Origin of the sequence: Microbacterium laevaniformans (assembly GCF_016907555.1) — a bacterium.
Classification (GTDB): Bacteria; Actinomycetota; Actinomycetes; order Actinomycetales; family Microbacteriaceae; genus Microbacterium; species Microbacterium laevaniformans.
In genome coordinates, this window is record NZ_JAFBCE010000001.1 from 2,935,843 (window position 1) to 2,959,515 (window position 23,673).

Consider the following 23,673-nt stretch of genomic DNA (forward strand, 5'->3'; position numbering starts at 1 on the left):
CGGCATCCCTCCTCAGTACCGGACCCGAGGGTCGATGAACGCGGCGATGATGTCGACGACGAAGTTGGTGACCGCGACGATGATCGCGATCATCGCGACGATTCCCTGCACGGCGACGAAGTCGCGCGAGCCGAGGTAGGCGGCGAGCTGGAAGCCGAGACCCTTCCACTCGAAGGTCGTCTCGGTCAGCACGGCACCGCCGAGCATGAGCGCGATCTGCAGGCCGATGACCGTGATGATCGGGATGAGCGCAGGCTTGTACGCGTGCGTGCGCACGAGTCGCCCCTCGCGCACGCCCCGCGAACGGGCCGCATCGATGTAGGGCATGTTGAAGGTGCCGATGACGTTCGTGCGGACGAGCCGCAGGAAGATGCCGGCGGTGAGCAGACCCAGCGTGAGGGCGGGGAGTACCGCGTGCAGCAGCACGTCCTGCACGTAGGCGGGGTTGCCGGAGGCGATCGCGTCGATGAGATAGATGCCGGTGCCGCCGTTGCGGCCGATGGCGAGCTCGGTGCGTACGCTCGCGCGTCCGGAGATGGGCAGCCAACCGAGCCAGACGCCGAAGACGAGCTTGGCGACCAGGCCCGCGAAGAAGACGGGCGTCGCGTAGAAGAGGATGGCGCTCACGCGCAGCAGCGCGTCGGGCCAGCGGTCACGCAGCGCCGCCGCGACCATGCCCAGCGGGATGCCGACGATGAACGCGATCACGAGCGAATAGAACACGAGCTCGAGGGTCGCGGTGCCGTAGGTGGCGATGACCTGCACGACCGGCTGGTTGTCGGTGATGGTCGTGCCGAAGTCGAAGGTGAAGATGCGGCCGAGGTACTCGACGTACTGCACGAGGATCGGTCGGTCATAGCCGGCCTCGTGGATGCGCTCGGCCAGCTGATCGGCCGGCAGGCGTCCGCCGAGGGCGGCGGTGATCGGGTCGCCGGTGAGGCGGATGAGGAAGAAGACCAGCGTCACGAGGATCAGCACGGTCGGGAAGATCAGCAGGAACCGAATGAGGATGTACCGGCCCAGGGCTGAGCCGGATCCGGTCTTGCGGACCTCCAGCGCGGGAGGCGGCTCGGCGACGGAGGATGCCGTGGCGGTGCTGGTCATAGATGCCTACTCTACGGATGACGGGCGTTTCGACTCGCTGCGCTCGCTCAACGACCGGGGGTGTGATTCCCCCGGTCGTTGAGTGAGGAGCGCAGCGACGAGTCGAAACGCCCGGAACGCGTTACTTCGTGATCGGAGCGAAACGGAGCTTGAACGACGCGTCGAGCGTGACGCCCTTCACGTCGGCACCGGTCACCGCGACCTGAGCGCCCTGCAGCAGCGGGACGGTCGAGAGGTCCTTGGCCACGAGGTCCTGGATCTTCTCGATGTCGGACGTGCGCGTGGCGGCATCCGGTTCGACGGCCTGCTTGAGGATCAGGTCGTTGACCTCCGGGTTGACGTAGTGGTTGCCCAGGAAGTTCTTCTCCAGGAAGAACGGCGTCAGGTAGTTGTCGGCGTCGGAGTAGTCCGGGAACCAGCCGAGCTGGTAGGCCGGGTAGACGTCGGCGGTGCGGTCCTTGGAGTACTGCACCCACTCGGTCGACTGCAGGTTGACGGTGAACAGACCGTCCTTCTCGAGCTGCTGCTTCACCAGCGCGTACTCGTCACCCGACGACGGACCGTAGTGGTCCGGGCTGTACTGCAGGCTCAGCGCGACGGGAGTCGTCACACCGGCCGCGGCCAGCGCCGCCTTCGCCTTGTCGGCGCTGGGGCCTCCGTTGCCGTCGCCGTAGAGACCCTTCAGGGCGTCGGTCGCGCCCGCGAAGCCGGCCGGAACGTACGAGTAGAGCGGGGTGTAGGTGCCCTTGTAGACCTGGTCGGAGATCGTCTTGCGGTCGATCAGATCGGCCACCGCCTGGCGGACGGCGAGCGCCTTGGCCGGGTCGGCCTCTGCGGTCGTCGCACCGTACGGCTGCGTGTTGAAGTTGAAGACGATGTAGCGGATCTCGCCACCCGGACCCTCGACGACCTTGACCTTGTCGTTGCCCGACAGGTCGGCCACGTCGGTCGACGACAGGCTGCGGTAGGCCACGTCGACGTCGCCCTGCTGGACGGCCAGCTTCAGGTTGGACGACTCGGCGAAGTAGCTGAGGATGGCGCCCGAGTTGCTCGGCGCGGCGAGCAGACCCTTGTAGTTCTTGTTGGGCGTGAACTCGACCGTCTTGTTGAAGTCCCACTTCGTGATCGAGTAGGGGCCGCCGAAGGCGTCGGCCTTCACGATGTCCTGGTCGGGCGTGACGGCGTCGGCCGAGAACACCTCTTCGTCGACGATCGCGCCGGGGAAGGACGTGAGGATGAAGGGGAAGACCTGGTCGTTGTCGGTCTTGAGCTTGAAGACGACGGTCGTGGCATCCGGCGTCGAGACGCTGTCAAGGTTGTAGAGCAGGCTCGACGCGCCGTTGGGGTCGGCGATCTTCAGGTTGCGGTCGAACGAGAACTTGACGTCCGAGGAGGTCAGGTCGTGGCCGTTGGCCCACTTCAGACCCGCGGGCAGCTTCACCGTGTACTCGTTGGGTGAGGTGAACTCGGCGGACTCGGCGAGGTCGGGGACGACCTTGTTGGAGTTGTAGTCGGTGTTCACCAGGTAGGGGAAGACCTGGGTCTGCACGGCGAGCGAGCCGTTGTCGTACGAGCCGGCCGGGTCGAGCGTGGTGACCTTGTCGGTCGTGCCGATGATGATGGGCCCGGATGCCGCGCCATCGGTCGACCCGCCCGTGGACCCTCCGCCGGCGCAGCCGGCCAGGAGCAGCGCGGAGACGGCGAGCGCGCCCGCTGCCAGAGCGGTGCGGGCGCGGGCGGAGCCCGGCGAACTGAAGTGCAGTGCCATATGTGAGTACCTCTGCTGTATGTCGGTCGGCCCCGCCGGACAGGCGAAGCTCAGGTCGCTATCCTTTCGTGCACATCGCCGGCCTGCCTCGTGATCGCGCTTTTTGTAACAGGAATGAAACCGGAGACCACCGCGCCTGAGGCGGGTCTCTCGCGCAGGAGCGTCCATCGCGCCGCGTCAGTGATCGCGTGCGCTCGCGTGTTCCGGCGGGAGCAGGCCGTCGTCGCGCGCGGCCTGCGCGAGCTCCGAGTTGGTGTGGATGACGAGCCGGGCCTCCTGCGCGCTCAGAGCGGGGCGCACGGCGAGCGCGTCGAGCTTCGCGCGCGCATGGGGCGACCGGGCGCGCGCACCCCGGCGGACCGCATCGACGACCGCCAGCACGATACCCTCGGACTCCCGCGAGGACACGATGCCCTCCACCCCGGCATCCATCAACGTCCGGACGACATGGTCGGGGGCGTCGGCGGTGAGGGCGACCACGCGCATGCCCAGCCGGCCCGCCAACAGCTCGCGCGCGTGCGCCCTGCGGGCACGCGGTGGGTCGACGATCGTCACGCGCCGCAGTGCCGCGCCTCCCGAAGCAGTCATGTCTCCTCCTTGCGCTCCACCGGTAGAGAGTGCGAAACCGACCATTCGTCACGCGAGTACGCCGACGAGTTTTCGGCCGTGACGAATGTCATGGCGCAGTCGTGACGGCCGTGTGCGGTGCACAGGCCGGCGCGCGGGCAGAGTCGGAGACATGGATGAGAACCAGGGACTGCTCGCGGTGGATGCCGCGGGCCTGCGCAAGAGCTTCGGCAGTGTCCGAGCGGTGGAGAGCGTCGATCTGCGGGTGCGCCCGGGCGAGATCGTCGCCTTCCTGGGCCCGAACGGCGCCGGCAAGACGACGACCATCGACATGCTGCTGGGCCTGTCGGACCCCGACGGGGGCGCGGTGCGCGTGTTCGGCGAGAGCCCGCGCGCGGCCATCTCGCACGGCCTCGTCTCGGCGGTGTTGCAGACCGGCGGCCTGCTGAAGGACATCACGGTGCGCGAGACGCTCGCGCTCACGGCGAGCCTGTTCGCCGACACGCGTCCGATCGAGGAGGTCATGCAGCGCGCGGGCATCAGCGACCTGAGGAGCCGCCGGGTCGGCCTGTGCTCGGGCGGCCAGCAGCAGCGACTGCGCTTCGCGATGGCGCTGCTCAGCGACCCCGGACTGCTGATCCTCGACGAGCCCACGACCGGCATGGACGTCGAGGGGCGCCGCGCCTTCTGGAGCGCGATCCGCGCCGATGCCGCCCGCGGGCGCACGGTGCTGTTCGCGACGCATTACCTCGACGAGGCCGATGAGTACGCCGACCGCATCGTGCTGATGAGCCGCGGGCGCATCGTCGCCGACGGCTCCACCGCCGAGATCAAGAACCTCGTCTCCGGTCGCATCGTCCGCGCCACCCTGCCCGGCGCCGACCCGGCGCGGCTCGCCGGCCTTCCCGGCGTCGACGACGTCGAGTTCGCCGGCGACCGCATCAGCATCCACACGAAGAACTCGGATGCCGTCGCCCGCCACCTCCTCACCGAGACGGCGGCCCGCGACGTCGAGATCACGTCCCAGAACCTCGAGAGCGTCTTCCTCGCCCTCACCTCCGAAGGAGCCTCCGCATGAGCACCGCATCCTCCGCGACGTCCGCGCTGTCGGCCGACCGGGTCACCCTCGACCGCCGCGTCCCTCCGCTCGGCGGCTTCAATCTGACCTATCTGGGCATCGAGCTCAGACGGCGCCTGCGCAATCGCCGGACGCTGTTCTTCACGATCGCCTTCCCCGTCATGATGTACGTCATCATCGGCCTTCCCCTCCGCGACGAGCAGCTCACGGCGACGCCCGTCGCCGACGGCGGCGTGTCGGTCGCGGCGTACATCATGGTGTCGATGGCGATGTACGGCGCCATGATGTCGGCCACGCAGACCGGCGCGGCCGTCGCCCTGGAACGCACGCAAGGCTGGAGCCGGCAGCTGCGGCTGACCCCGCTGAACCCGCTCGTCAACATCATCATCAAGATGATCGCGGGCATGGTGCTGGGCCTTCTCGCGGTCGTCGCCACATATGCGGCCGGCGCGATCAGCGGCATCCAGCTCAGCGCCGGGCAGTGGATCGGCACGGGACTGGTCGGCTGGGTGCTCGCGAGCGCCGTCTTCACGACCCTCGGGCTGTTCGTCGGCTACCTCATGCCGAGTGAGAACGCCGCGCAGGTGACGAGTCTGATCGTCGTCTTCCTGTCGTTCCTCGGCGGCCTGTTCTACCCGCTCAGCAGCATGCCCGACTTCATGCAGACGATCGCGAAGTTCACGCCCGTCTACGGCATCGGCGAGCTCGTCCGCTCACCGCTGACCGGCGAGAGCTTCGACGCGATGTGGCTGGTCAACGCGCTCGTCTGGCTCGTGCTGTTCGTCGCCGGCACGACGTGGGCGTTCCGGCGCGACACGAAGCGCGTGTGAGCCGCGCGTCCTACAGTGAGATCCGTGACCGCACTCACCGGCGGCGGCCCGTCGCACGACTTCGGCGAACCGCGCTGGAACATCCAGCCGACCGACGGCACGTCGCCGCGCACGGTGAAGGGGATCCTCACCGGGCGCGGCGCCGTGCGCTGGTACACGGGGTCGGCGCTGTCGATGATCTGGCTGCTCACCTTCATCCCGATCCTCACCGCCGACGGGCCGGTACGGGCGATCGTCCCGCTGACGCTGCTGGCGGTCTTCGCGGTCGGGTTCCTCGTGGGCGCCCCGCTCGCGTGGGCACCCCGCGCGACGCGGCATCGGCTGCTGCCAGCCGCCGCGCTCTTCGTGTTCTCCTTCTCGCTGTTCCCCTGGGCGGGGTGGGAGGTGCGCGGCCTGTGGACGTACGTCGGCGTGCTGGTGGGCATGGCGGTGCTGCCGCTGCGCCTCACCTGGCTGCTGCTGTTCGCCCTCGGCGCGGCATCCCTCCTCGCCGGCGTCGCGCTGAACGGCTGGAACGAGGACATCCTCTGGATCCCCGCGATACTCATCTCCATCTCCGCCATGATGGCCGCCTTCGCCCGCAACATCGCCGCGATGAACGAGTTGCGTGCGACGCGCGATCAGATGGCGACGATGGCGGTCGAGCGCGAGCGCAGCCGGGTCGCCCGCGATCTGCACGACATCCTCGGGCACTCGCTCACCGTCATCACCGTCAAGACCGAACTGGCCGGGCGCCTCATCGACGTCGATCCCGAGCGCGCCCGTACGGAGATCGCCGAGGTCGAGCAGCTCGCCCGCGGCGCGCTGACCGATGTGCGCGCCACCGTCGCCGGCTACCGCGGAGTCAGCATCTCCGGTGAGCTTGCCGCGGCACGGGCGGCGCTCGAGGCGGCGGGCATCGAGGCGCAGCTGCCCGGCTCGACCGACATGCTGCCGGCGGACAGGCGGGAGCTCGCGGGATGGGTCGTGCGCGAGGGCGTCACGAACGTCATCCGGCACGCGCAGGCCTCGCGCTGCCGCATCGAGCTGACCGCTCGCGCCGTCGCGATCTGCGACGACGGCGTCGGACCGAGGGCGGACGAGGCCGTCGGCGGCAACGGGCTCGTCGGCATCCGAGAGCGCGTCGAGAGCGCCGGCGGCCGGCTCACGATCGGGCGCAGCGACCTCGGCGGGTTCCTCCTGAAGGCGACGCTGTGATCCGCCTGCTCATCGCCGACGATCAGGCACTCGTGCGCGGCGCCCTGTCGGCCCTGCTCGGTCTCGAACCCGACATCGAGGTGGTCGCCGAGGTGGGTCGCGGTGACGAGGTCGTGGATGCCGCCGTGCGATCGGCTGCGGACGTCGCCCTGCTCGACATCGAGATGCCGGGGATGGACGGGATCGCGGCGGCATCCGCGCTGCGCAGCGCCCTGCCGACCTGCCGGACGCTCATCGTGACCACCTTCGGGCGGCCGGGGTATCTGACGCGTGCGATGCGGGCGGGAGCGTCCGGCTTCGTCGTGAAGGACACGCCCGCGGCACAGCTCGCCGACGCCGTCCGACGGGTGGCGCAGGGGCTGCGGGTCGTCGATCCCGCCCTCGCCGCCGACTCGCTCGCGCAGGGCGAGTCTCCCCTGACGGCCCGCGAGACCGATGTGCTCGCGGTGGCCCGGACAGGCGGCTCGATCGCCGACATCGCGCAGATGCTGCACCTGAGCGAGGGCACGGTGCGCAACCATCTCTCCATGGCGATCGGCAAGACGGGTGCCCGCAACCGCGCCGACGCCGTGCGGGTCGCCGACGAGAACGGCTGGCTCTAGCCGCGGCATCCGGCGCCTCCCCCCTCACCGCGAGACACGCGCTGCGCACCCAGACACGCGCTGTGCACCGGTGTCTCGGTGCACGCGTGGTGTCTCGCGGTTCGCGGGGCGGTTCGCGGCGCGGCGGCGGGCCGCCGTCAGCGCAGGCCGAAGTGGTCGAGTTCGGCGTCGTCCAGCATCCGCGAGCGGATGAGGAAGCGCATGCCGGTCGGCCCCTCGACGCTGAAGCCCGCGCCGCGGCCCGGAACGACGTCGATCGTGAGGTGCGTGTACTTCCAGTACTCGAACTGCGATGCGGAGATGAAGACCTCGATGGGGTCGTCCAGCCCCACGTCGAGGTCGCCGAGTTTCACGTCCGACGGCCCGGTGAGGAACATCCCGACGGGGTAGCACATGGGTGCGCTGCCGTCGCAGCATCCGCCGGACTGGTGGAACATGAGCTTGCCGTGCTGCGCCGTGAGCTGACGCAGGAGGGATGCCGCGGCATCCGTCACCGCGACCCTGCTGAGTGTGGCCGTCATGACCGACCCCTTTCTCTGCCGAGACACGACCTGCCGCCCGAAACGCACGGGCGTCTGGGGCGGCAGGTCGTGTCTCGCCGATGTGTCTCGACTCAGAAGAAGCCCATCGGCCCTTCGGCGTAGGACACGAGCAGGTTCTTGGTCTGCTGGTAGTGATCGAGCATCTTGAGGTGGTTCTCGCGGCCGATGCCCGACTGCTTGTACCCGCCGAACGCGGCGTGCGCCGGGTACTGGTGATAGGTGTTCGTCCACACGCGACCGGCCTCGATGCGGCGACCGGCGCGGTACATCGTGTCGGCCGACCGGCTCCACACGCCCGCACCCAGGCCGTAGAGGGTGTCGTTGGCGGTGTGGATGGCGTCGTCGAAGCCGGCGAAGCTGGTCACCGAGACGACGGGACCGAAGATCTCCTCCTGGAAGATGCGCATCGAGTTCTGTCCCTCGAACACCGTCGGTGCCACGTAGTAGCCACCGCTGAGCTCGCCGCCGAGGTCCACCCGCTCCCCGCCGGCGAGCAGCTTCGCGCCCTCGGCCTTGCCGATCTCGATGTAGCTGAGGATCTTCTCGAGCTGGTCGTTCGAGGCCTGCGCACCGATCATGGTGGCGGGGTCGAGGGGGTTTCCCTGGATGATCTTGCCGACGCGCTCGAGGCCGTCGCCGAGGAACTGGTCGTAGATCGAGCGCTGGATGAGCGCCCGCGACGGGCAGGTGCAGACCTCGCCCTGGTTCAGCGCGAAGAACGTGAAGCCCTCCAGCGCCTTGTCGTAGTAGGCGTCCTTCTGACGGGCGACGTCCTCGAAGAAGATGTTCGCGCTCTTGCCGCCGAGCTCCAGCGTCACCGGGATGAGGTTCTGCGACGCGTACTGCATGATCAGCCGACCGGTCGTGGTCTCTCCCGTGAACGCGACCTTGCGGATGCGCTTGTGCTGGGCGAGCGGCGCGCCCGCCTCGATACCGAACCCGTTGACGATGTTCACGACACCGGCCGGCAGCAGGTCGCCGATGATGTCGAAGAGGAACAGGATGGATGCCGGGGTCTGCTCAGCCGGCTTCAGCACGACGCAGTTGCCGGCGGCGAGCGCGGGCGCGAGCTTCCAGGTGGCCATCAGCAGCGGGAAGTTCCACGGGATGATCTGGCCGACGACACCCAGCGGTTCGTGGAAGTGATATGCGACGGTGTCTTCGTCGATCTGGCTGAGCGTGCCCTCCTGGGCGCGCAGCACGCCGGCGAAGTAGCGGAAGTGGTCGATCGCCAGCGGGATGTCGGCGGCGAGCGTCTCACGGACCGGCTTGCCGTTCTCCCACGTCTCGGCGACGGCGATCTTCTCGAGGTTCGCCTCGATGCGGTCGGCGATCTTGTTGAGGATGTTCGCGCGGTCGGCCGGGGTGGTCTTCTTCCACGACTCGAACGCCTTCCAGGCGACGTCGACGGCGCGGTCGATGTCTTCCGCGGTACCGCGGCCGACCTCCGTGAACGGCTTGCCCGTGACGGGGGTGATGTTCTCGAAGTACTGGCCCTTGATCGGTTCGACGAACTCGCCGCCGATGTAGTGCCCGTACCGCGGACGGTACTCGGCGATCGCCCCGCGCTGGCCCGGAGCGGCGTAGACGCTCGAGACGCCCTCTTCGACGATGGTCATGGTGTCTCCTTCGACAGTGCATGGTCCGCGGCATCCCCGCCGCGTTCGGATGCGCCGACGGTACGCACCGCAACGTTGCATCCCGTTGCATGGGCGGCTGGCGCCGCGGCATCCGCGTGGCTTGCGCCCCGGCATCCGCCGCGAGAAACACGTTGCGTGCCGAGAAACCCCTGCGTGGGGTGTTTCTCGGCGCGAGAGTGGTTTCTCGCGGTGGGGGTGGGGGTGGGGCGGGATGCCGGGTCAGTCGTGGCCGAGGGCGGCGAGCCAGCGGCGGGAGGCGTCGCGCAGGGCGGCGGCGTCGCCCGCGTGCAGGAGCGCGAGAAGGCGGTGCTCGTTGGCGAGGTGGGCCGTGAACGCGCGGTCGATGAGCTCGACGCCCTCGGGGGTGAGGCGCACGAGGCGCCGGCGGCGATCGTCCTCGGCATCCGTGCGGACGACGAGGCCGCGCTCGATCAGGCGGTCGACACGCTTGGTGAGCCCGCCGGTGGTGACCATCGTGTGGTCGGCCAGTTCGCCCGCCGGCAGCTCGTACGGCGCACCGGCGCGGCGAAGGGATGCCAGGAGGTCGAACTCCGCCTCGCTCAGCCCGAACTGCGCGTAGACGGCGGTCAGCTCCGCCGTCAGCGCCGCGGCAAGACGATGAAGACGGCCGATCACGCCCTGCGGCGACGGATCGAGATCGGGACGCTCGCGGCGCCACTGCTCCTGGACGAGGTCGACGTGATCCTGCACGCCGTCGACTTTACCTTCCGCGGAAGCTATATTCTCTTCCGTGGAAGATAAAAGGCTGCGATGGGTTCTCGTGACGGCGATCGCCTCCGTCGCCTGGGGGAGCACCTACTTCGTGACGCGTCATGTGCTGCCGCCCGACGCGGCGCTGTGGGGCGCGGTCATCCGGTGCCTGCCGGCGGGGCTTCTCGTGCTGCTCGTCACCCGGCGACTGCCGCGCGGCGCGTGGTGGTGGCGCTCGGTCGTGCTCGGCGGTCTCACCGTCGGGGGCCTCAACGTGCTCGTCTACGTCGCCGCACAGCGCCTCGCGACGAGTCTGGCCGCGACGATCATGTCCACCTCGGCGGCGGCGCTGCTGCTGCTCAGCTGGGTGCTGCTGCGGCAGCGGCCGGCGCTCCGGGCGGCGCTCGGCGCGTCGCTCGGCATCGTCGGCGTGGTCATCATGCTGCAGCCCGGCGGAGGGGATGCCGACGGGTGGGGCATCGCGGCATCCATCGTGGCGATGCTCTCCTCATCGCTCGGCTTCGTACTGACGACGCGGTGGGGAGCGGACGTGCCACCCCTGACGATGACGGCGTGGCAGCTCATCGCCGGCTCCCTCGTCGTGGCGCCGGTCGCGATCATCGTGGAGGGTGCACCGCCGCCCCTCGATGGACCGGCGCTGCTCGGGTTCGCGTACATCATCCTCGTCGCCACGGCGGTCGCCTACGCCGCGTGGTTCACCGGGCTGTCGCGGCTGCCCGGCGCGGTCGTCGGCGTGATCGGGCTGCTCAATCCCGTGACCGGTGTGCTCCTGGGCGTCGTCGTCGCGCACGAGCCGTTCGGTCCCGCGCAGATCGTCGGCCTCGCGCTCGTCGTGGTCGGGGTGCTCATCGGCACCCTCGCGCCCACCGCTCCGGGGCCCGGTCCCCGGCCAGCGCCCCAGCCGCTCGTCAGAGGTGGGCGTCGACGGCGCGCGTGAGCGCGTCGAACCGCGAGTCGTCCGCGAGCTCGTCCAGCAGCACGGCACGACCGTCCGGTCCCGCGAGCGGGATCTGCCAGTTCGGGTACTCGCGGTCGGTTCCGGGCTGGTTCTGCGCCCGGCGCTCCCCGACGGCATCCACCAGCGCCACCCCGAGCAGCTGCGAGGGGGATGCCGTGATCAGCACGTTCAGCGCCGCGATGACCTCCGCCTCGCTCGGGTCTGCGCCCAGCAGGCCGCGCTCCCGCAGCAGTGCCAGCATGGTCGCCCGCTCGGCATCCGCGTCGGCCAGCTCCTCCTCGACCGTACGCGTCAGCAGACCGAGTCGTGCGCGAAGGGCGACGTGCTCGTCGGCCAGGTACCCCGCGGTCGGGGGCAGGTCGTGCGTGTTGACGGTGGCCAGCAGCGATCGGCGGTACTGCTCCGGCGGACGGAAGCCGTCGCCCTCGCGCTCGAACCACAGCACCGAGGTGCCCAGCACGCCGCGCGCCGACAGGTACTCGCGCACCCACGGCTCGACGTTGCCGAGGTCCTCGCCGATGAGCACGGCCCCGGCGCGGTCGGCCTCGAGCAGCAGCACGCCGATCATCGCCTCGTGGTCGTAGCGGACGTACGTGCCCGCGGCGGGACTCAGCCCCTCGGGGATCCACCACAGGCGGAACAGCCCGATCACGTGGTCGATGCGCAGCGCGCCGGCGTGGCGCAGGAGCGTGCGGATCATGTCGCGCAGCGGGGCGTACCCGGCCTCGGCGAGCGCGCGCGGCAGCCACGGCGGCTGATTCCAGGTCTGGCCCTGCTGGTTGTACATGTCGGGCGGCGCGCCGACCGCCATGCCGGTCGCGTACATCTCCCGCAGCGACCACGCGTCCGACCCCTGCGGGTGCACCCCGACGGCCAGGTCGTGCATGACACCGATCGCCATGCCCGCCGCCTTGGCTGCGGCCTGCGCATCGGCGACCTGCTGGTCGGCGATCCACTGCAGCCACACGTGGAACGCGACCCGGTCGGCCAGGCGCGTGCGCAGCTCGGCGACCAGCGGGGAGCGGATGTCGTCGACCTCGGCCGGCCTCTCGCGACCGAGGTAGTGCTCCTCGAGCGCGCACCACAGGGCGAAGTCCTGCAGCGGCTGTCCCTCGCGCGCGGCGAAGGCATCGAGCTCGGCGCGGCGCGACGGCGTCAGCGGCACCGCGAAGATCGCGTCGAGGCCGAGTCGCTTCGCGGCCCAGACCGCGTCGCGATCGATGCGGTCCGCGTCGTCGTTCATCGCTGCGACGGGGCCGCGGGCGGCCTCGACGACGGCGCGCTCGGTGGGCGTCAGGTAGGCGACCTCGCGGATGTCTTCGGGACGCACGTACAGCGGGGCCACGAAGCGGCGGGTCGCGGGGCGGTACGGCGACGGCTCGATCGGACTGGTCACCTCCGCCGCGTGCACGGGGTTGATCAGCAGGAAGTCGGCGCCGCGCTCGCCCGCGATCGCCGCGAGGTCGGCGAGATCGGCGAAGTCGCCGAGGCCCCACGATGCCCGGGAGCGGACGGAGTACAGCTGCGCCATGAGGCCCCAGCCGCGCGTACGCCCGCCACGGGCGGGCGGGTCGCCGAGGCGATCGGGCGTGATCACGAAGGGAGCGGATGCCGTGCGGTCGGCCTCGGCGCCGCCGAACGGGCGCTGCTCCGCACGCACGGTGTGCCACCCCAGCGGCAGGTCGTCGGGTACCGGCAGCTCGACCCGCCACCGCAGGATGCCGTCCACCAGCCGCGCGGCCGGGCGCTGCTCGGGGATCGTGAGCACGCGCTCCGACCCGTCCTCGAGAGCCACCGTCACGGTCACGTCGTGCCCGTCGAAGACGTGCACCCACAGCACGCCGACGCCGGCGCGCGTCACGAACGAGGCAGGCAGCAGTTCACGCCACACCCGCTCCTCCTCGGCGATGAGGGATGCCGTGACCGCGGCATCCGACGAGGCGTCGACGCGCATGGCCGCGAGCACCGCGCGGAGGGTGGATGCCGGGACCTGCACCCGATCGCCGAAGAACGACCAGTACTCCGTCGCGATGCCGTGCACGGCGGCGAGGCGCACGAGGTCGGGGGTGGGCGCGTCGTCGGTCATGTCGATCCTCCCTCGGCGCCGGTGACGGCGTCTGCGCCCATCCTGGCATCCTCGCCCGACCCTGTCGCGCCGGGGTCGGGTCGGACGCCGCCGCGCGCAACTCCGCCTCAACCAACCGCCCCGCGCCCCCAGCCCACCACCACCCGCGCTCAGGCGGAGTTACGAGCGCCGCCACCAAGCGCCGCCACCGAGCGCCGCGGGCGCTCATGCCTCGAGCTTCTCGATCCGCGCGACGAGACCGGCGCGGCGGGGAGAGCGGGCCGGCAGCATCTCGAGGGCCAGACGCAGGACCTCGGCGTCGTCGGCTCCGTCATCGGTGTCGGCGTAGGCGAGCAGCACGTCGACCGATGCCTCCGTGAGCAGTGCGTCGCGCAGGGCGAGCCGCACCGAGTCGCGGAACTCCTCCACCCCCGGCGCGACCGAGTCGGGAAGCACCCGTCCGCGGTAGGCGGCGAGCGCCACCCGGTGGGCGCCGCGTCCGAGCAACGCGACCACCTGGTGGGCGTCGGTGTGCAGCTCTGCGGTGAGGCGGTAGGGCCGGGATGCCGGGACCAGGTGCGGCGCGACCCGCTCCAGCACTTTGCGGAGGCGGACGAGTTCCGGCCTCAGCGTTCCCTCCGCGGCATCCTCGCCGTAGACGAGCTGTCCGAGCCGCTCGGCCGACAGCCCCTCGCGATGCACGGCGAGCATGAGGAGGATCTCGGCGTGCCGGGCCGACAACTCGGTCACCGTGGCGCTGTCGGGTCCGGCGACGTCGAGGAGCGCACGGTCGCGGCCGAGCACGCGCAGCATCGTCGTCGCGGTCGCCGCTGCCACCGCGGGCCGCTGCGTCCGCCGCGGCGCGGGAGGTTGGGCGCGGGCGCGGAGCCTGCCGACGAGCAGCTCGGATTCGACGGCGCGCGCCGTCGCGTCGACGAGCAGCTGCGCCTGCGGTGTGGCGGCATCGCTGTCGCCCGTGACATCGATGACGCCGAGTACCTGGCGCGTCTCGGGGTCGTAGACCAGCGCCGCCGTGCACGACCAGGGCTGCACGAGCCGGTTGTAGTGCTCGGCACCGTGGATCTGCACGGAGCGTCCGACGGCCAGCGCGGTGCCGGGCGCCGAGGTGCCCACCGCCTCCTCCGACCAGTTCGCGCCCGCGACGAAGCCCATGTCTCCCGTGAGGCTGCGCACCCGGCGGTCGCCCTCCACCCATAACAGGCGTCCGACGGCATCCCCCACGGCGACCACGACTCCCGAATCGCTCTCCCCACCCGGCAGCAGCAGGGCGCGGATCATGTCCATCGCCGCCGAAAGAGGATGCGCCCGCCGATACGCCTCGAGCTCATCGTCGCCGAGGTCGAGCGGCGGAAGCCCCTCGGCACCCACGAGGTGCGCGAGCGAGCGGCGCCAGGAGTCCTGCACGAGCGGGCGGATCTGACCGAGCCGCGGATCGCCGACGTTGCCCCCGACCAGCTCTTCGTGCGCGCGCTCGATCAGCAGACGCGACGTCTCTGGCGAGACCTCGCGGCGCGATGACCACGGCGAGGGCACGGCGACTCCGTTCGACGGTGAGGAGGTGCCGTCAGTCTAGATCGCGAGCCGCCAAGATTGCCCCGAGCCGCCAAGATTCGACGCGCCGGAGCATGTCGGCTCGACACGAACGTGGCGGCTCGCGGAGGGGAAGAGGGGTCAGCGGGCGTCCCACCAGGCACGCAGGCGCTGCTCGGCGGCGTCCGCGCCGATCGGGCCCTCGTCCAGGCGCACCTCCAGCAGGAAGCGGTACGCCTCGCCGACCTCGCGGCCGGGCGGGATGCCGAGGATCTCCTGGATCCGGTTGCCGTCGAGCTCGGGACGGATGGCGGCGAGCTCCTCCTGCGAGGCGAGCTCGTCGATGCGCCACTCGATGTCGTCGTACGCGCGGCGCAGCCGCGTGGCCTTCTTCGCGTTGCGGGTGGTCACGTCGGCGCGGGTGAGGATGTGGAGCCGCTCGAGCTGATCACCGGCATCCCGCACGTAGCGCCGCACCGCCGAGTCGGTCCAGGCGCCCTCGGCGTACCCGAAGAAGCGCAGGTGCTGCTCGATGAGCTGCGTGACCGCGGCGATCGTATCGCCGTCGAAGCGCAGCGCCTGCAGGCGCTTGCGCGCCAGGCGCGCACCCTTGACGTCGTGGTGGTGGAAGCTGACACCGCCGCCCGGCTCGAGCTTGCGCGTCGCGGGCTTGCCGATGTCGTGCAGCAGCGCGGCCAGGCGCAGCGTCGTATCGGGCGCCGCCCCCGGATGCCGGGCGTGCTCCAGCTCGATGGCCTGGCGCAGGACCGTGAGCGAGTGCTCGTAGACGTCCTTGTGGTGATGGTGCTCGTCGACTTCGAGGCGCAGTGCGGGCACCTCGGGGAGGATCTCGCCCATCAGCCCCGTCTCGACGAGGATGCGGATGCCGCGCACCGGATCGTCGGTGGCGAGGAGCTTCACGAGCTCGGCCTGCACCCGCTCGGGGCTCACGATCGCGATCGTCGCGCGCAGGCGCTCCATGGCCTCGAGGGTCGCCGGCGCGACATCGAACTCGAGCTGACTGGCGAACCGGGCGGCGCGCAGCATGCGGAGGGGATCGTCGCCGAAGCTGACGTCGGGGTCGCCCGGGGTGCGCAGGACGCCCGCGATGAGATCCTCGACGCCGCCGGTCGGGTCGACGAGGGCGGGCACGGGCAGCCGCAGTGCCATCGCGCCGACCGTGAAGTCGCGGCGGGCGAGGTCGTCCTCCAGGCGGTCGCCGAACGCGACGGTGGGCTTGCGTGTGAGCCCGTCGTAGCTGTCGGCGCGGTAGGTGGTGATCTCGACCTGCTCGGAGGTGCCGGCCGGGCCCGGCATCTTTGCGCCGATCGTGCCGAACGCCCGACCGATGTCCCACGTCGCGGTCGCGAGCGGCTTGACGATCCGCAGGATGTCGTCGGGGCGGGCATTGGTGGTGAGGTCGAGGTCGTGGGTCGGGCGACCCAGCAGCGCGTCGCGCACCGGACCGCCGACGATTGCCAGTTCGAACCCGGCCTGGGCGAACGCGGCGCCGAGGGTCGCCATGATCGGCGAGGTCGCGAGCGACCCGAGCCGGTCGAGGCCTTCGGCCATGTTGAGCATGGTTTCCAGCCTACCGGCGCACCCTCGCCGCCCCCGGGGTCACGCCAGCCGCAGCATCCCGATGAAGACGAGCTCGCGCACCCGCGGCAGCAGATCGGCGCGCAGGGCCGCGGCATCCACTTCGAGCAGCTCCGCGATCGCATCGGAGAGCTGGCCGACGGTGAGCTCACCGTCGGAGGCCCCGACGAGAGCGGCGAGGGCGGGGTCGACCTCGAGGGTGCGCCCGAGACCGCCGCCCTGGCGCAGTTCGATGACGCTCGGGGCTTCGGCGCCGGGCAGATGATGACGCGCCTCGGTGACGTCGTCGGCGACGATCGTGCGGGCGGCGGCGAGGGCCGCGTCGTCGAACTCCTCGAGAGCATCGAAGGCGGCGAGCGCGGCGCCCAGGTGCGCACCGAGGGCGCCGTCCTCGGGCAACGGGTGCGTGATGCGCTCGTAGCGGGCCAGCGCGGGAATCGCGGATGCCGGGCGCCGCAGCAGCAGGTAGCCGAACCCGACCGCATCGACCTCGCGGGCGGCGAAGTCGGCGAGCCACGCGTCGACGAGCGCGCCGTAGCCCGCCGTCCCCGGCGCGGTGCCGCCGTCGCGTACCCAGAGTTCGGCGTAGGCGAGAGGGTCGAGGCGCTCCCGCTCGATCACCCAGGCCTCCAGCGGCACCGGTGAGGCGGCGACCCACTCGCGCACGCGCTGCAGCCCATCCTGGCCCGCGCGGTACTCCCACTTGCCCAGCAGCTGCGCGGTGCCGCCGGGTGCGAGCACCGCGCCGACCCCCGACACGAACGCCGCGACGAGGTCGTCGCCGGCGTATCCGGCGTCGCGGTACTCGTACTCCGGCACGCCCGCGACGCGCGGCGTGATGACGAACGGCGGGTTCGACACGACGCGGTCGAACTGCTCACCCGCGACGGGTTCGAAGAGACTGCCGAGGCGGGTCTCGATACCCTCCGCGTCGTTGAGGAGCGCGTTGATGCGGGTGAACAGGAGCGCACGGCCGGAGACGTCCGTGGCGACGATCGGCGCCTCGGCATCCGTCGGCGCCCCGGTGTGCGGGGCGGACGGGTCCGACAGGGCGAGGTGGGCGCGCAGGGCCTGGATGCCGCAGCCCGTGCCGACGTCGAGGACCCGGCGGGCCGGCGTCGTCAGCTGCAGACCGGCAAGGGTGAGGGAGGCGCCCCCCACACCCAGGACGTGGCCCGTGGGCAGCGCTCCGCCCAGTGCGGCCTCGTCGAGGTCGCTCGCGATCCACCAGCGGACCGTGTCGTGCGACGCACCCGCCGCGTCCTGAGGACGCACGAGCACCGACGGCACCACGGCATCCCCGTCGATGCGCGCGAAGCCGAGGTTGACCAGCCCGTGCGCCCCGAGCGTCGGCAGCGCGCGTGCGACGGCGTCACGGTCGGTCCTTACCCCGAGGAACAGCAGGCGCGCGAGAGTGGCGAGCGCATCGGTGCGCGGGGCCAGGGCCGCCAGGGCGGGTCCGTGCAGGCCGTGGCCGACGGCGGTGTCGGCGACCGGGCCCCAGACCGAGCGCACGGCGTCGGCGCGGTAGCCGGCAGCGCTCAGGTCGCTGCGCAGCGCGGCGATGAGGGCGGGGTCGGGGTTCAGGGTGGGCTCCACAGCAACCCATCCTCACGCACGCCGGCGCGGTTCGCGGCAATCGGCGACGCGACGGATCGCGGCGATCGCGGCCGGTCACGGGATGCCCACAGCGCGAGGACCCTAGAATCACAGCTGATCGTGCGGTCAGGCATCGCACAGGAGCCGATTCCCGCTATGACTGTGTCTTTCCCCGCCGCCGCCCGCCGATCTCCCGACGGCGTGCGCGACCGCCGCCGCGCGCTCTCCGGCACGGCGCTGCGAAGCCTGCGGGCCGCCGCCGCGATCGCGGCCTCGGTCGGGATCGCGCTCGCGATCGTCGCCGCACCGGCTCCGGCCCCCGCGGATGCCGCGACCGGCGCCCCGGATGCCGGGAGCCTCTCGGTCGCGGTGGCTCCGGCCGGCAACGGCGTGGTCACCACGACGGTCGTCTCCGTCGCGGTCGCCGTCTCCAATACCGGCGACGCCGCCGCGGCGAGCGGAACGGTGAGCATCGCGCTGAGCCGGTCGCCGCTGACCACGAGCGCTGAGCTGACGGCCTGGCTCGACGCGCGGACTCCGGCCGACACCGCCGTGGCCTCGGTGCCGGTGACCGCGGTCGCCGCGCGCGGGACGGCGACCGCGACGGCCGCGGTCGACCTCGGGGCCCTGGGCGCGCTCGCACCCGGGGTGTACCCGCTGAGCGCGGCGTACTCCTCCTCGTCGACCGGTGCGCAGCCGCTCGTCGCGCACAGCGTGCTGACGGTGCCGGATGCCGCGTCGGCCGGAAGCGGTGTGGGCGTCGTCGTGCCGATCACCGCTCCGCCGACCACCACCGGCCTGCTCACCGCGGACGATCTGAAGGCCCTCACCGCCGACGACGGGGCCCTGCGCACCCAACTGAACGCCGTCACCGGCACGCCGGCCATCCTCGCCGTCGACCCTGCGATCCCCGCGGCCATCCGCGTCCTCGGGTCATCCGCGCCGGCGTCGGCGCGGCAGTGGCTCGCCGATCTGCTGGCTCTGCCCAACTCGCGCTTCGCTCTGCAGTTCGGTGATGCCGATCTGGCCACGCAGGTCGCTGCAGGCCTCCCGTCCCCCCTGAGCGTCTCCAGCCTGGACCCTTTCATGTCGGCGCGGAACTTCACGTCCACCGCGGCGGCCGCCGGCGCAAGCCCCACCGCCACCCCCGCACCCGACGGGCGCACGCTGCCCACCCTCGCCCAGCTGCTCGACATCGGCGCGGCGCGCGCCGACGTCTTCTGGCCTGCGACGGGATCCGCCACGGCGGCTGTCGTCTCGGCGCTGAGGAGCGCGGACCCGTCCACCGATGCCGCCGACCCCGCTCCGATCACGCTCGTGGGAACGGATGCTCTCACCGGAGCCGTCGGTGCGCGGGCGGATGCCGCAGGCGCCGGCATCCTCGCCTACGACGACGGCGCCTCGAGTGCCCTGCGTACCGCCTCGCTCGCCTCCGACCCCGTGCACCAGGGGGCGGGTCTCGCGGCGGCCTCGGCCTACGCGAGTCTCGCCACGCGCGGTGCCGCCGCCTCCGCGCCGCTGCTCGTCGTCGTCGACCGTGCGACCGGACGGTCCGCGACGGGCCTGCGGGCGGCGATCACGGCGGCATCCTCACTGGCCGGGCGCACGCCGTGGGATCTGAATGCACTGCTGGCGGCCCCGGCGGCGTCCGTCTCCGTCACCGGCGGCACGGCGGATGATCCGACACGTGTCGATGCGCTCCGCGATCTGCTCGACCAGGAGACCCGCGTCGCCGCGTTCGCCACCGTGCTCGCCGATCCGACGCTCCTCACCGCGCCCGATCGGGCGGAGATCCTCCAGTTGATGGGGAACGTGTGGCGGGCGGCTCCCGATCAGTTCGCCACCGCACTGTCCGATCACCGCGATGCCACGACGACGACGCTGGGCTCCGTGGCGATCGTGCCCCCGAGCGACATCACACTGCTGGCGTCCTCGGCTCCGCTCACCTTCTCGGTGCGCAACGATCTGCCGTGGCCCGTCACCTTGACCCTCTCCGCCACCCCCAACGACCCGCGCCTCATCGTGCAGAAGACGGCGGATGTGTCGGCCGGCGCCGCCCAGAGCACCCGCGTGCAGGTCCCGGTGCAGGCGCGGGTGGGAAGCGGCGAGTCGACGCTCGACCTGCAGCTGCGCAGTTCGGCCGGCGTGGAGATCGGCCCCCGGGTACGCGTCGCCATCTCGGTGCGCGCCGAGTGGGAGTCGGTCGGCATCGTCGTCATGTCGGTGCTCATCGGCGCGATGCTCGTGCTCGGCATCGTCCGCACGGCGCGCAAGATGCGCCGACGCCGCATCGCCGCCGCCACCGCGGCGCACAACCCCCAGACAGAGGACGTCGATGGCTAATCTCGGTCGCGCGAGCGCCATCATCGGAGCGGGAACGCTGTTCTCGCGCGCCACCGGGCTGGTGCGCTCTCTCGTGCTCGTCGCCGTGATCGGCTCCTACGGCAGCAAGGCCGCCGACGCCTTCAGCATCGCGGCGCAGCTTCCGACGAACGTGTACGAGCTCCTCGCCGCCGGTGTGATCACCGGCATCCTCGTCCCACAGATCGTGAAGGCCGCCGCGCACAGCGACGGCGGCTCGCGATACGTGTCGAAGCTGCTGACCCTCGGCAGTGTCGTGCTCGTCGCCGCGACAGCACTCATGATGGCGCTGGCCCCCGCGTTGATCTGGCTCTACACGGACGGATGGAACGGCACCCAGAAGGGCCTGGCCATCGCCTTCGCCTACTGGTTGCTTCCGCAGCTGCTGTTCTACGGGCTGTTCGCGCTGCTGGGCGAAGTTCTCAACGCTCGCAAGGTCTTCGGCCCCTACAGCTGGGCTCCGACCGTGAACAACCTGGTCTCGATCGCCGGGTTCGGGGTGTTCCTCCTGGTCTTCGGGGGTCCCTTCACCGCCGTCGCGGACTGGGATGCCGGAATGATCGCGCTCCTCGGCGGAACCGCCACGCTGGGCATCGCGATGCAGACGTTCGTGCTCCTGCTGTTCTGGAAGCGCACGCGGCTGCACATCCGACCCGACTTCGGATGGCGCGGCATCGGCCTCCGACACGTCGGCGCGCTCGCATGGTGGACGTTCCTCGCCGTGGTCGTCGGCCAGCTCGCGGGAATCGTGCAATCCCGCGTCGTCACACAGGCGTCCGGCGAGGCGAGCGTCACCGTCATGGTCTACGCCTGGCTCATCTTCATGCTCCCGCACTCGATCGTCGCGATGTCGATCTCGACCACGTACTTCACGCGGCTCGCCGAGGAGGTCGCCGCAGGGCGGCTCGATCGCGTCGCTCCCAACCTCGACGAGTCCATCCGCGCCATCGCGCTGTTCGGGTTCGGATTCACGGCCGCGATCGGCGCGGCATCCGTCCCACTCTCCCGCGTGTTCACGACCGACTCCGACGGTGCGGTCCCGATGGCGTGGGTGCTGTGCGGATACCTCATCGCGCTGGTGCCGTTCGGTGTGCTGCTGATCATCCGCCGGGCGTTCTTCGCCTTCCGGGACACCCGCACGCCGTTCGTCTTCTCCTTCGTGCAGGCCGCCCTCGCCGCCCTCGGCGCCGCAGTCGCGGCGGTCGCGGTCGCAGCGGGACTGCTGCCGTTGGCCTTCCTCGCCGCCACCGTCGCCTTCACGCAGTCGCTCTCGACGTACGTGCAGCTGCCGGTCGCGCTGCGCCTGCTGCGCCGACACACCGACACGACCGCTCTGCGCACGACGTGGAGGGCGCTCGGCCGCTTCGCCGTCGCCGCCGTCCCTGCGTTCGGCGCGGGATGGGCCGTGTTCCTGCTGGCGGGTGGACCTGCGGGCTGGACCGTGTCCGACCGCCTGCTCGGGGCGATCGGCGGCGGCCTCGTGGGCGCGGCGTCGCTGGTCGTCTACATCGCCGCTCTGGCGCTGCTGCGCACCCCTGAGCTCGCAATCGCGGGCCGACTCGTGCGACGCCTCACCGGCCGCTGACCGACGGCGCGGAATGCCGCGCGGTTAGCATGGGTTGCACGCACTGGAGCCCGACAGGGGCTCGTGCGGAAAGGGAAGAGCACGTGCGACAGGTCATCATCATCGGTTCCGGCCCGGCCGGATTCACCGCCGCCATCTACGCGGCGCGGGCGAACCTCTCCCCCCTGCTGATCGCGAGCTCGGTCGAGGCCGGCGGCGAGCTCATGAACACCACCGAGGTGGAGAATTTTCCCGGATTCCCCGAGGGCATCATGGGTCCTGACCTCATGGCGAAGATGCAGGAGCAGGCGGAGAAGTTCGGCACCGAGGTCGTCTACGACGATGTCGTGAAGCTCGAGCTCACCGGCGACGTCAAGAAGATCGTGCTCGGCAGCGGTGCCGAGCACGAGGCTGAGAGCGTGATCTTCGCGACCGGGTCCGCTCCCCGCAAGATCGGCATCGAGGGCGAAACGCGTCTGTCCGGTCACGGCGTGTCGTACTGCGCGACGTGCGACGGCTTCTTCTTCCGCGAGCAGGCCATCGCCGTCGTCGGCGGCGGCGACTCCGCGATGGAGGAAGCGACCTTCCTCACGAAATTCGCCTCGAAGGTGTACGTCATCCACCGTCGCTCGGAGCTGCGGGCCTCCAAGATCATGCAGGAGCGAGCCTTCGCGAACGAGAAGATCGAGTTCGTGTGGAACAGCGAGGTCGTCGACGTCCTCGGTGGCGATGCGGTCTCGGGACTGCTGCTGCGCGACACGGTCGACGGCACTGAGCGCGAACTGGCTGTGACCGGAGTCTTCGTCGCGATCGGCAACGACCCGCGCACCCATCTCGTGCACGATTCGCTGCGACTGACCGAGCACGGCACCATCTGGGTGGACGGCCGCTCCTCGCGCACCTCGGTGCCCGGGGTCTTCGCCGCCGGTGATGTGGTCGACCCGATCTATCGCCAGGCGGTCACGGCTGCCGGCAGTGGTACCGCCGCCGCCCTCGACGTCGAGCACTACCTCGCCGCCCGCGGCGATGCCGGAGCTCCCGAGAAGGATGCCGCCGAGATCGACGGCCTCGAAGACGCCGCCTGACCGAGCCCGTGCGTGCGGAGTCGGGAACATCCCGGCATCCCCCCGCGTTTCACACACCGGAGCCGAAAGAACCGCGGCTCACAACGAAGGAGACAGACATGACCGCCAAGGCCACGAGCGAGAGCACCTGGCAGCAGGACGTCATCGACGCTGAGGGACCCGTCCTCGTCGACTTCTGGGCCGCCTGGTGCGGTCCGTGTCGCATGGTCGGACCCATCCTCGACGAGATCCAGTCGGAGAACGGCGAGAAGATCACGGTCCTCAAGCTCAACGTCGACGAGAACCCCAACCTCGCCATGGAGTACCAGATCACCTCCATCCCGGCGATGAAGGTATTCAACAAGGGCCAGGTCGAGAAGACGATCATCGGCGCCAAGCCGAAGTTCGCCCTCGAGCAGGACCTCGCCGCCTACCTCGGCTGAGCATTCCTCAGCCCGCGGCCGCCCCGCGCGGCACCCAAGCCCTGACCCGCACCGGCGTTCAGGATGCTTCGGCTCGCACCGACGCGTCCCAACGCCGGTGCGGTTCGCTTCCCAGCAGGCGCCACACCGCCCGCGTCAGTGGCGGATACTGCAGCGCGATCTGTCGCAGCACGCGGTAGTTGCGCGACGCGGTGGGCTTGTTGCCACCGTCGGAAGCGATGTTCTCCGCTCGCAGCGTGAGCACGACCAGCTCGTCGACCGACGGCAGATCTTCCATGAAGTCCCACGGGTCCTCGCCGTCGCGGATGCGCTCCTCGACGAGCACAGCCAGCTCGTCCGCCGCTTCGGCGCGCAACAGCTCCAGGCTGGCGCGACGCGGGAGCGAGGGGTCGTCTTTCACCCCTCCAGC

The 23,673-nt window shown here is 70.9% G+C and carries 20 protein-coding genes; 9 read left to right on the forward strand and 11 right to left on the reverse strand.

Annotation, left to right across the window (positions count from 1 at the left end):
- Positions 1 to 12 precede the first annotated feature (12 nt).
- The 3 genes from JOE53_RS14105 to JOE53_RS14115 form a co-directional block, all read right to left on the reverse strand.
- Entirely contained in the window at positions 13 to 1,104 is a 1,092-nt protein-coding gene (locus JOE53_RS14105; protein ID WP_204948096.1) for an ABC transporter permease, read from the reverse strand.
- Positions 1,105 to 1,225: 121 nt separating this feature from the next.
- Complete coding sequence (locus JOE53_RS14110) at positions 1,226 to 2,872, reverse strand: ABC transporter substrate-binding protein (RefSeq protein WP_204948097.1); 1,647 nt, start codon at positions 2,870 to 2,872, stop codon at positions 1,226 to 1,228.
- A gap of 177 nt (positions 2,873 to 3,049) precedes the next feature.
- Positions 3,050 to 3,460: a response regulator transcription factor gene (locus tag JOE53_RS14115; RefSeq protein WP_204948098.1), complete on the reverse strand. Its 411-nt coding sequence runs from the start codon at positions 3,458 to 3,460 to the stop codon at positions 3,050 to 3,052.
- 151 nt (positions 3,461 to 3,611) lie between these two features.
- Here JOE53_RS14115 and JOE53_RS14120 point away from each other — a divergent pair, with 151 nt between their 5' ends.
- From JOE53_RS14120 to JOE53_RS14135, 4 genes are read left to right on the forward strand one after another with little or no spacing between them, the layout of a single operon-like run.
- Positions 3,612 to 4,517, forward strand: a complete 906-nt coding sequence (locus JOE53_RS14120) for an ABC transporter ATP-binding protein (RefSeq protein WP_036288913.1) — start codon at positions 3,612 to 3,614, stop codon at positions 4,515 to 4,517.
- The gene (locus JOE53_RS14125) at positions 4,514 to 5,347 is read left to right on the forward strand and encodes an ABC transporter permease (protein WP_204948099.1); all 834 of its coding nucleotides are present in this window, start codon (positions 4,514 to 4,516) and stop codon (positions 5,345 to 5,347) included. Before JOE53_RS14120 ends, JOE53_RS14125 begins: the two co-directional genes overlap by 4 nt.
- 24 nt (positions 5,348 to 5,371) lie before the next feature.
- A complete protein-coding gene (locus JOE53_RS15155) occupies positions 5,372 to 6,544 on the forward strand; it encodes a sensor histidine kinase (RefSeq protein WP_051498823.1) in 1,173 nt (390 codons plus the stop codon).
- A complete protein-coding gene (locus JOE53_RS14135) occupies positions 6,541 to 7,146 on the forward strand; it encodes a response regulator transcription factor (protein WP_036288907.1) in 606 nt (201 codons plus the stop codon). The genes JOE53_RS15155 and JOE53_RS14135 overlap by 4 nt, the downstream gene beginning before the upstream one ends.
- A 137-nt stretch (positions 7,147 to 7,283) precedes the next feature.
- On the opposite strand, the gene JOE53_RS14140 is transcribed toward JOE53_RS14135, so the two are convergent.
- From JOE53_RS14140 to JOE53_RS14150, 3 genes are all read right to left on the reverse strand, one after another.
- Positions 7,284 to 7,667, reverse strand: a complete 384-nt coding sequence (locus JOE53_RS14140; protein ID WP_036288904.1) for a DUF779 domain-containing protein — start codon at positions 7,665 to 7,667, stop codon at positions 7,284 to 7,286.
- Positions 7,668 to 7,759: 92 nt separating this feature from the next.
- Complete coding sequence (gene exaC / locus JOE53_RS14145) at positions 7,760 to 9,307, reverse strand: acetaldehyde dehydrogenase ExaC (protein ID WP_204948100.1); 1,548 nt, start codon at positions 9,305 to 9,307, stop codon at positions 7,760 to 7,762.
- A 240-nt stretch (positions 9,308 to 9,547) separates the two neighbouring features.
- Positions 9,548 to 10,039 carry a MarR family winged helix-turn-helix transcriptional regulator gene (locus tag JOE53_RS14150; RefSeq protein WP_204948101.1) on the reverse strand — a complete coding sequence of 164 codons (492 nt, stop codon included), beginning with the start codon at positions 10,037 to 10,039 and terminating at the stop codon, positions 9,548 to 9,550.
- Between the two features lie 40 nt (positions 10,040 to 10,079).
- Here JOE53_RS14150 and JOE53_RS14155 point away from each other — a divergent pair, with 40 nt between their 5' ends.
- Positions 10,080 to 10,997 (forward strand): DMT family transporter, encoded by a 918-nt coding sequence (locus tag JOE53_RS14155; protein WP_271171111.1) that lies wholly within the window; start codon positions 10,080 to 10,082, stop codon positions 10,995 to 10,997.
- Here JOE53_RS14155 and malQ read toward each other — a convergent pair.
- The 4 genes from malQ to JOE53_RS14175 all read right to left on the reverse strand — a co-directional run bounded on the left by malQ (position 10,969) and on the right by JOE53_RS14175 (position 17,832).
- Positions 10,969 to 13,104: a 4-alpha-glucanotransferase gene (gene malQ / locus JOE53_RS14160; protein WP_204948102.1), complete on the reverse strand. Its 2,136-nt coding sequence runs from the start codon at positions 13,102 to 13,104 to the stop codon at positions 10,969 to 10,971. The genes JOE53_RS14155 and malQ overlap by 29 nt on opposite strands.
- A 204-nt stretch (positions 13,105 to 13,308) precedes the next feature.
- Positions 13,309 to 14,637: a GAF domain-containing protein gene (locus JOE53_RS14165; protein ID WP_204948103.1), complete on the reverse strand. Its 1,329-nt coding sequence runs from the start codon at positions 14,635 to 14,637 to the stop codon at positions 13,309 to 13,311.
- 138 nt (positions 14,638 to 14,775) lie between these two features.
- A complete protein-coding gene (locus JOE53_RS14170) occupies positions 14,776 to 16,215 on the reverse strand; it encodes a CCA tRNA nucleotidyltransferase (RefSeq protein WP_204948104.1) in 1,440 nt (479 codons plus the stop codon).
- Between the two features lie 39 nt (positions 16,216 to 16,254).
- On the reverse strand, positions 16,255 to 17,832 hold the full coding sequence (locus JOE53_RS14175) for a DUF7059 domain-containing protein (protein WP_204948105.1): 1,578 nt from the start codon (positions 17,830 to 17,832) through the stop codon (positions 16,255 to 16,257).
- A gap of 156 nt (positions 17,833 to 17,988) precedes the next feature.
- Between JOE53_RS14175 and JOE53_RS14180 the strand changes: the two genes are divergently transcribed.
- From JOE53_RS14180 to trxA, 4 genes are all read left to right on the forward strand, one after another.
- Entirely contained in the window at positions 17,989 to 20,175 is a 2,187-nt protein-coding gene (locus JOE53_RS14180) for a DUF6049 family protein (RefSeq protein ID WP_204948106.1), read from the forward strand.
- Positions 20,168 to 21,778: a murein biosynthesis integral membrane protein MurJ gene (gene murJ, locus JOE53_RS14185; RefSeq protein WP_204948107.1), complete on the forward strand. Its 1,611-nt coding sequence runs from the start codon at positions 20,168 to 20,170 to the stop codon at positions 21,776 to 21,778. The genes JOE53_RS14180 and murJ overlap by 8 nt, the downstream gene beginning before the upstream one ends.
- A gap of 83 nt (positions 21,779 to 21,861) precedes the next feature.
- Positions 21,862 to 22,842, forward strand: coding sequence for a thioredoxin-disulfide reductase (gene trxB, locus JOE53_RS14190; protein WP_061683307.1), 981 nt, complete (start codon positions 21,862 to 21,864; stop codon positions 22,840 to 22,842).
- Positions 22,843 to 22,940: 98 nt separating this feature from the next.
- The gene (gene trxA, locus JOE53_RS14195; protein ID WP_005054661.1) at positions 22,941 to 23,264 is read left to right on the forward strand and encodes a thioredoxin; all 324 of its coding nucleotides are present in this window, start codon (positions 22,941 to 22,943) and stop codon (positions 23,262 to 23,264) included.
- 58 nt (positions 23,265 to 23,322) lie between these two features.
- Here trxA and JOE53_RS14200 read toward each other — a convergent pair whose 3' ends face one another.
- Positions 23,323 to 23,664, reverse strand: a complete 342-nt coding sequence (locus JOE53_RS14200; RefSeq protein WP_036288880.1) for a hypothetical protein — start codon at positions 23,662 to 23,664, stop codon at positions 23,323 to 23,325.
- Positions 23,665 to 23,673 lie beyond the last annotated feature (9 nt).